A 7,307-nucleotide genomic window follows, 5' to 3' on the forward strand; every position below is an offset into this window, starting at 1 on the left:
GGCGAACGCGTCGCCGCCGCGGCTGGCCAGCGGCCAGGCCAGCGCGGCCACCGCGGCCGGCAGCGCCCAGCCCGCGAGCGCGGCGAGCCAGCCCCAGCGGGCCGCGGCGAGCGGCGCGACGACGCTCGCGAGCACCGCACCGCCCATGATCGACGTCGAATAGACGCCCATCGCACCGCCGATCCGCGTCGCGAAATGGGCCTTCACGAAGCCGGGCAGCAATGCCTGCACCATCGCGATCCCGATGCCCGCGCAGCAGGCGCTCGCAAGCAGCAGCCACGCGTGCTGCGCGCCGACGCGCGACACGCAGGCCAGCCCGATCAGCGCGACGCCGAGCCACACGCCGCCCGCGATGCCGGTCACGCGCTGCAGGCGCCGCGCACTCAGCGCGCCGAGCCCCATCAGCAGGATCGGGATCGTCGTCAGCAGGCTGGCGGCGCTATCGCCGATGCCGGTCGCGCGCTGGATCATGTCGAGCAGCGGGCCGACCGCGGCGAGCGCCGGCCGCAGGTTCAGCCCGACAAGCACGATGGCGGCGAGCCGCCATCCAGGGGAAGTGAAGCGATTCATCGCAAGGCCCTCGAAATCGGTGCGCGGCCCCGGGGTGGTGCCGCGCGTTTTTCATGTAAAGTATCTCGACATCAAGATAAACACCGATTTATCTCGACGTCAAGATAACTGGTAAGCCGAGGAGGGTTAATGGATCGAGTGGATCGAGCCGCGCATGCGCTCGCGCAATGGCGCGCCGAGCGTCCGGATCTCGACGCGTCGTCGATGGTGGTGATGGGGCGGCTGCAGGAAGCGGCGCTCGTGATCGCGCGCGACCGTCTCAATCCACTGTTCGCGCGCTACGGGATGCAGCCGGGCGAATTCGACGTGCTCGCGACGCTGCGGCGCGGCGGTGCGCCGTTCGCGCTGACGCCGACGGCGCTGTACGACGCGCTGATGATGTCGTCGGGCGGGATGACTGCGCGCATCGACCGGTTGCAGAAAGCAGGGTGGGTGGAGCGCCGGCCGAACCCGGCGGATGGGAGAGGTACGCTCGTCGCGTTGACGGATACCGGCCGCGCGCTGATCGACGAGGCCGTCGTCGCGCATATCGACAATCAGCGCGAGTTGCTGGCTGTGCTGTCGGACGACGAGCAGGCGCAGTTGTCGCAACTGCTGGAGAAGCTGCTGGCGGGGCTGGGGGACGGGGGGCCGAAAGGGGCGGACGGCAAGTAGCGGTGCCGAATGCGTCACGCAAACGCACGTCGCGGGCACAAACAAGGTTCTTCGTGAATTTTCGTGGGCTTCGCTTGCCGACCCACAAGCGACTTTCACCGTTCCTAAAGTCAATGGCCGTTGACGAAGACAAAATTGCCATTCATCGCTCGCAAGCACTCGATGAGTGAGAGTGGCCTTTGCCGTCAGATCAGCGCGGATGCCGCCATTCGTCGGGCGAGTTGCTTCAACAATTTTCGGTGGTCATGCGGACACTCCCGGTGACGGACATTCGACGGCAGGCCGTGATCGAAAATGATGGGACGGCTGCGTTCGCTACCGACGCTCGGTCGTCATCTACAACGATGGACCGTGAGTCAAGAAGCGGCAGGAGGAAGCTTCGCTCTTACCTGGCTACGCACTAAAAAGTGTCGTCATGCGCGATCTCCTGTCACAAGACGACCGCGTAGCCACGAAATGAACTCATCGAGATTTGCCGGGGGTGTTCTGTTTGCAGGTAACGCCATCAATCCAAATGGCAGTTCCAAGAATCCCCACGGAGCAACGAGTTGCCCCTCATTGAGCTCTTTACGTATAAGTCGGCGCTCGACGAGGGCAACTCCGAGTCCGGAGAGTGCAGCTTCAATGCATAGGTGCGTATGCGGGAACGATATCTCTCCTCCGGTTCCGACTCCGTAATTGACCCGCTCGTCCCAATGTGTCCATGCACTTGATGTGAAATCGTGGGCAATGCGTATGCCGGTTTCGGCTGAGCCTCGATATGCAGGGGAACACACGGGTCCGAATGTAACTGGCGCAAGCAGCATTGCGCGACTGAGGTCGTTTTCCGGATATGACGAGAGATCCCATGCAATGACCAGGTCTGCTCCTTCGTTGCGGATTTCACGAGCCGAGGTCATTGACAGGCGGATACGGACATCAGGATGCTCGCGATAGAAATCCGCTAGATTGGGAACGAGCCAACGCATTGCGAAAGTCGCGCTACAAGCGACGTGCAAACCTGCGCGTTGTACCTGATCGCGTACCTTCGCGTAGCCGTGTTCGAGCTGCTCAAAAACTGACGTGACAACGGAGTTAAGTTGCTGACCGTGTCGATTCAGTTTTAGCCCTGTTCCTTCCTTGTCAAAAAGCGGCGCTCCTACATGCTCTTGAAGGAGCCTCAACTGCCGGCTCACCGCGCCGTGCGTTCTGGACAGCTCGTCCGCGGCTTTTGTGACCGATTGATGCCTGGCCGTCGCTTCAAACGCGCGCAGCAAGGAAAGCGGAGGTAGAGCACGCATGTTTCTGCCCCTTCGTTAAAAAAACTGACGGATACGACCAAAAAACTCGATGTTCGAATAGTACCGTGCGCGCTTATTCTCGTTTTCGCAAACTATCAGCGATGCGAGAGAGACGCCTTCAGCAGTCTTTCCGTCTTTGAAGGTGGCTGCATGAGACACAGAGCTCGTTACCTGGAAGACTTTTGTAAGCACGAGTGTTCGTTAGTTTACTAGTGAAAAGGATCTGCACATGGATAACAGACACGAGGACGGCAGTGCCGGCGATGCCAACTATGGCGCTATAGGTACCAACTACACCCTTTACCGACAACCTGATCCTTATATTGATGGCTGCATCAGGAAAGCTCTCGGCGATACCCGATCGGTTCTCAATGTCGGGGCCGGCGCGGGCTCCTACGAGCCTCTCGACCGTGATGTCACAGCAGTTGAACCTTCGGCCTCGATGCGCGCCCAGCGCCCGCCGTATCTCCCGATTGCTATCGATGCGGTGGCGCAAAGCCTGCCTTTCGCGGATGGCAGCTTCGATGCAAGCATGTCGACGTTCTCGGTGCATCAGTGGCCCGACCTGAACGCCGGACTTGCCGAAATGCGGAGAGTGTCGCGCGGCCCCGTGTTAATCCTGACGTGCGATCCGGCGCAACTAAGTGCCTCCTGGCTTGCGGAATACGCGCCCGAGATGATCGCAGTGGAGGCGCGACGATACCCGGCGATTCAGGCGATCGTCGATGGATTGGGCGGCCGGGTGGACGTTGAGTCCGTGAAGATTCCCTTGAATTGCATGGACGGATTCGGCGAAGGCTATTACGGGCGACCTGAAAGGTTGCTTGAAGCCGGCGCGCGGCGCGCCAATTCCGCGTGGAGCTTCGTTGAACCTGGCGTGGAGGCGCGTTTTGCAGAGCGCCTCGGCCGCGATCTCGAAAACGGCGCATGGGACGCAAAGTATGGCTTTCTTCGCACGCTGCCGATGTTCGATGGATCACTGAGATTGATTACCGGCCATGCCTGACCACTCGAAGTGATCCCAAACAGGGTAGGGTGCAATAAGACCGTCCATTAAATGTCATATTGGCTATTGCTGCAGTCTCAAAACACGCGGCAATAGCCAGCCCGTTCGGCCTCCATCATTGCCGGGACGGCCGTTAATATGACCAGGTTCCTTGGTGGGTGTCGCAAAAATTGAGTTGAAACTCGCTTGCATAGCTTACGAGTCGGCATCAGTGAATAGTCGATGCTTCACACCGCAAGTGCAGACTTCCACACTTGGCTGCGTCAGTGATGCTATTGATGCAGAGCCGATAGCTTCGAAATCCGAATGGCCGCTCTGAGGAGGTCAGCGGCCAAAGTAGAAGGCATATCGGGACGGTAGGAATGTCGCCTCTTGGCCGGACAACGACTGTCTTCCCGGCGTTCCCTGGAAATTCGCAATGCCCCCAAAAACCCGCCGCACAATGCGGCGGGCGGTTCAAGTCCGCAGACCGCGGGCCGCACAGCGTGCGACCCGCGTGGCCGTTCAGCCGCGTGCCGGGATATTGAGCCCGCGTGCGACGGCCGGACGCGCCACGAACGCGTCGAGCACGCGCGCGACGTTGCGGAATTCGCTGAAGCCGACCAGGTCGCCCGCTTCGTAGAAGCCGACGAGGTTGCGCACCCACGGGAAGATCGCGATGTCGGCGATCGTGTAGGTATCGCCCATCACCCACTGGCGGTTCGCGAGATGCGCATCGAGCACGCCGAGCAGGCGCTTCGACTCGTCGACGTAGCGGTCGCGCGGGCGTTTGTCTTCGTAGTCGCGGCCGGCGAACTTGTGGAAGAAGCCGACCTGGCCGAACATCGGCCCGATGCCGCCCATCTGGAACATCACCCACTGGATCGTCTCGTAGCGGCCCGCGAGATCCTTCGGGATCAACTGGCCCGTCTTGTCCGCGAGATAGATCAGGATCGCGCCCGATTCGAACAGTGGCAGCGGCTTGCCGTCGGGGCCGTCCGGATCGATGATCGCGGGGATCTTGTTGTTCGGATTCAGCGACAGGAACGCGGGCGAGAGCTGGTCGTTCGTGTCGAAGCGCACGAGATGCGGCTCGTACGGCAGGCCGGTTTCCTCGAGCATGATCGACACCTTGACGCCGTTCGGCGTCGGCAGCGAGTAGAGCTGGAGACGGTCGGGATGCTGGGCCGGCCACTTTTGCGTGATCGGGAAGGCGGACAGGTCGGGCATGGAGGGGGCGCTCGTCGGGGTGGGTCATCTGCGGCTCGCCGTGGCGCCGCTCGCGGCCGGCCGTTCATGGTTCGGGACGGCATGGTTACGCGAGAGCGGGCCTGGCCGGCCGCGCCAAAGCGCCCACTGTAGCCGATTCGAGGAATCGGTGCAGGCGCTGGGCGCGCGGTGGTGGCATCCCTTATGTACGGAAGCGGCCATCCTCGTGGCGGCAAACGAACAGTGCCGGGATACCGCGCCATTGCGTCACTATCGTGCCGAGTCGTCCGGATGCATGACCTCACGATATATCCGTGCGAGCCGTTCGGGGGAAATGCCGTCGCGTTGCTCCAATGCGAGCGGGTGATCGTTGGGCTCGAGTTCGATATACGGACGGATGCCGTCATCGCGCAGATGCACCATCGTCTTGAGATTGAGCGTTTCCGGGTAGACGGACAACTGCGTGTTGAGCCAGCCGAAGAACGGACCCACGTCCGATCGCCGTGCAACGTCGAATGTCCTGACCCACTCTCCAAAGCTGGCTTCGCTGAGAGAGAGCCATATCCCCCACGAGAACGGCTCGTCGAAGCCGTGCACGGGGATTTCGATGCATCCGCGGACAAAGAACAGGTTGTCGTCAATCACGCAGTCGTCACTGCCAAGCGAGCAGCGGCGCGCTCTTTCTTCCTCTGGCACCTGGTAATAGCTGAAAGGTGCGTGAGCGCCAAAGCTCGGTATGCCGTGATGCATTTCGCCGCAGGTTGCGCATCGGAATGAAAATGTCATCGACTTTTCACCTGGTTGGGAATGACAGCATTATGGCGGAGACGTCGACAATCGGCGCTTCACTGCTACGCGCCCCGCTCAAAAGCTATGCCGCAGCCCGACCATCGCGGCCGTCGTGCCGACGCCCGGCGCGACCGGCTGTCCGTACACGAGCATCTGGTCCATCGTGCCGCGGTTGTTCACGTGGCCGACCTGCACATAGACCGTCGTCCGCTTCGACAGGCTGTAGTCGGCCGCGAGCACGACCGCCGTCGACTTGTTCGCCGAGACGTTGCGGTCCTTCAGGTAATACACGGCCGAGCTCACCTGCAGGAAAGGCGTGAAGCGATAGCCGATACCGGCCGACAGCATGTCGAGGTTCACCTTGTCCGCATGCGACGGATTCCGGCCGTTGCCGTACGACGCCGACACCGAGAAATCGTGGATCGTGTATTTCGCGCCGAAGTACATGAAGCGGTTGTTGTCGACGCCGGTCGGCGCGACGCCCGGCGCGGGGTTCGTGTCGTGCCCGTTGTAGTAGACGGCCGACGCGTTCAGCCCGTAGTTCGCATACCTGAGCACGACCGATTCGCGCGTGCCGCCCTGGAACTGCCCGGCCACGCCGCCCGGCGCGTATTCGAGCGCGAGCGACGCACCCGCGAAAACCGGCGACTGGTAGACGAGCGCATTGCTGTCGTACAGCGCGCCGATCGCGCCATTGGTGCTCGTCCCGGGCCAGCCGGCCGCCGTGTTCAGGCCGAGCCATGCGGTCAGCACACTGCCGAAGAATTGCGCGTTGCGCACGTCGGTGTCGGCCATCGCGTAGATCATCGGCACGACCTGGCGACCGGCCGTGACCGAGCCGAACGGGCCCGACACGCCGAGCGACGCGACCTGGTTGAAGATCGCGACGGCGCCCGGCGTATCGCTCAGCTGCAGCTTGCCGGTGCCGCTGTCGAACGAACCCTGCAGCTTGAAGTTGACCTTGTAGCCGCCGCCGAGGTCCTCGCTGCCCTTGATGCCCCAGAAGCTCGAGTAGATGCCGCCGTCCTTCATGCGGAACACCTTGCCCGTATTCGGCGCGGTGGGGCTGAACGACGCCGCCGACGTGCTCTGGTACAGCAGGCCCGTGTCGATCACGCCGTAGAGCGTGACGGAGGATTGCGCGTGCGCGAGCGCCGAACAGCCGGCAAGCGCCGCGAGCGCGGCCAGTTTCGTCTTCATGAAGTCTCCAGGGTCGTATTGGTCCGGACGGGATCGAGCCCGTCCGGGTGAAGCGGGGAAGCAACGAGGCTGGCGGGAAGACGTGACAGGCAATGCCCGCGTGAGCCGTGCGGAAAGACTACGCAACGGCGGGCGGCCGCTCCCCCCCATGCGCGGGGGGCAGGGTTGCGGAGAATCGGCGGGGGGCGGGGGGCGGGGGGCGGGGGGCGGGGGGCGGGAGACGCGAGACGGGAGGCGGGGGCGCGTCGACACGCCCGATCACGCCCGATTGGCGGAACCGGCCGAACCAGCGTTACGGCGCGCTTTCGAGCAGGCCGAGCACCAGCGCGCGGCGCACCGCATGCTTGCGCGAGCTGGCGTCGAGCTTGCCGAACAGGTTCTTCAGGTGCCACTTCACGGTTTCCTCGCCGACTGCGAGCGCCACCGCGATCTCCTTGTTCGACAGGTTGCGCGCGAGCAGTTCGAGAATCGCGCGCTCCTTCGGCGTCAGCACGACGCTCGGCACCGCGCGCGGGCTGGCCACGCCGCGCGGGGCGGGCGGCACGATGCGCGGCGGCGGCAGCGTGTGCCGCGCGGGGCCGGCGCCGGCGGCCGCTTCGTCGCCGGCGCGGCGCGCCCAG

At 63.3% G+C, this 7,307-nt stretch carries 8 protein-coding genes; 2 read left to right on the forward strand and 6 right to left on the reverse strand.

All coding sequences use genetic code 11. The annotated features are described in order from the left end of the window. The coding region (locus tag HAV18_RS39455; RefSeq protein WP_166966406.1) for a CynX/NimT family MFS transporter at positions 1 to 570 on the reverse strand (570 nt) is incomplete at its 3' end. 138 nt (positions 571 to 708) lie between these two features. Here HAV18_RS39455 and HAV18_RS39460 point away from each other — a divergent pair. After that, positions 709 to 1,224 (forward strand): MarR family transcriptional regulator, encoded by a 516-nt coding sequence (locus tag HAV18_RS39460; RefSeq protein ID WP_166966422.1) that lies wholly within the window; start codon positions 709 to 711, stop codon positions 1,222 to 1,224. Between the two features lie 413 nt (positions 1,225 to 1,637). Here HAV18_RS39460 and HAV18_RS39465 read toward each other — a convergent pair whose 3' ends face one another. Further along, positions 1,638 to 2,504, reverse strand: a complete 867-nt coding sequence (locus HAV18_RS39465; protein WP_166966409.1) for a LysR substrate-binding domain-containing protein — start codon at positions 2,502 to 2,504, stop codon at positions 1,638 to 1,640. Between the two features lie 229 nt (positions 2,505 to 2,733). Between HAV18_RS39465 and HAV18_RS39470 the strand changes: the two genes are divergently transcribed. Then, complete coding sequence (locus HAV18_RS39470) at positions 2,734 to 3,510, forward strand: class I SAM-dependent methyltransferase (RefSeq protein ID WP_166966412.1); 777 nt, start codon at positions 2,734 to 2,736, stop codon at positions 3,508 to 3,510. A 504-nt stretch (positions 3,511 to 4,014) separates the two neighbouring features. Here HAV18_RS39470 and HAV18_RS39475 read toward each other — a convergent pair. The 4 genes from HAV18_RS39475 to HAV18_RS39490 form a co-directional block, all read right to left on the reverse strand. Next, on the reverse strand, positions 4,015 to 4,719 hold the full coding sequence (locus tag HAV18_RS39475) for a glutathione S-transferase N-terminal domain-containing protein (protein ID WP_166966415.1): 705 nt from the start codon (positions 4,717 to 4,719) through the stop codon (positions 4,015 to 4,017). A 249-nt stretch (positions 4,720 to 4,968) separates the two neighbouring features. Continuing rightward, a complete protein-coding gene (locus tag HAV18_RS39480; protein ID WP_166966417.1) occupies positions 4,969 to 5,484 on the reverse strand; it encodes a DUF2199 domain-containing protein in 516 nt (171 codons plus the stop codon). A gap of 78 nt (positions 5,485 to 5,562) precedes the next feature. Next, positions 5,563 to 6,687: a porin gene (locus HAV18_RS39485; RefSeq protein ID WP_166966419.1), complete on the reverse strand. Its 1,125-nt coding sequence runs from the start codon at positions 6,685 to 6,687 to the stop codon at positions 5,563 to 5,565. 292 nt (positions 6,688 to 6,979) lie between these two features. After that, positions 6,980 to 7,307: response regulator transcription factor (locus HAV18_RS39490; RefSeq protein WP_243771855.1), on the reverse strand; the 328-nt coding region annotated here is incomplete at its 5' end.

This window comes from Burkholderia sp. D-99 (genome assembly GCF_011605345.1).
GTDB lineage: Bacteria > Pseudomonadota > Gammaproteobacteria > Burkholderiales > Burkholderiaceae > Burkholderia.

Coding starts and splice junctions, on each gene's coding strand:
- HAV18_RS39470 (WP_166966412.1), top strand. CDS start 2,734: ATGGATAACAGACACGAGGACGGCAGTGCCGGCGATGCCAACTATGGC.
- HAV18_RS39480 (WP_166966417.1), bottom strand. CDS start 5,484: ATGACATTTTCATTCCGATGCGCAACCTGCGGCGAAATGCATCACGGC.
- HAV18_RS39475 (WP_166966415.1), bottom strand. CDS start 4,719: ATGCCCGACCTGTCCGCCTTCCCGATCACGCAAAAGTGGCCGGCCCAG.
- HAV18_RS39465 (WP_166966409.1), bottom strand. CDS start 2,504: ATGCGTGCTCTACCTCCGCTTTCCTTGCTGCGCGCGTTTGAAGCGACG.
- HAV18_RS39485 (WP_166966419.1), bottom strand. CDS start 6,687: ATGAAGACGAAACTGGCCGCGCTCGCGGCGCTTGCCGGCTGTTCGGCG.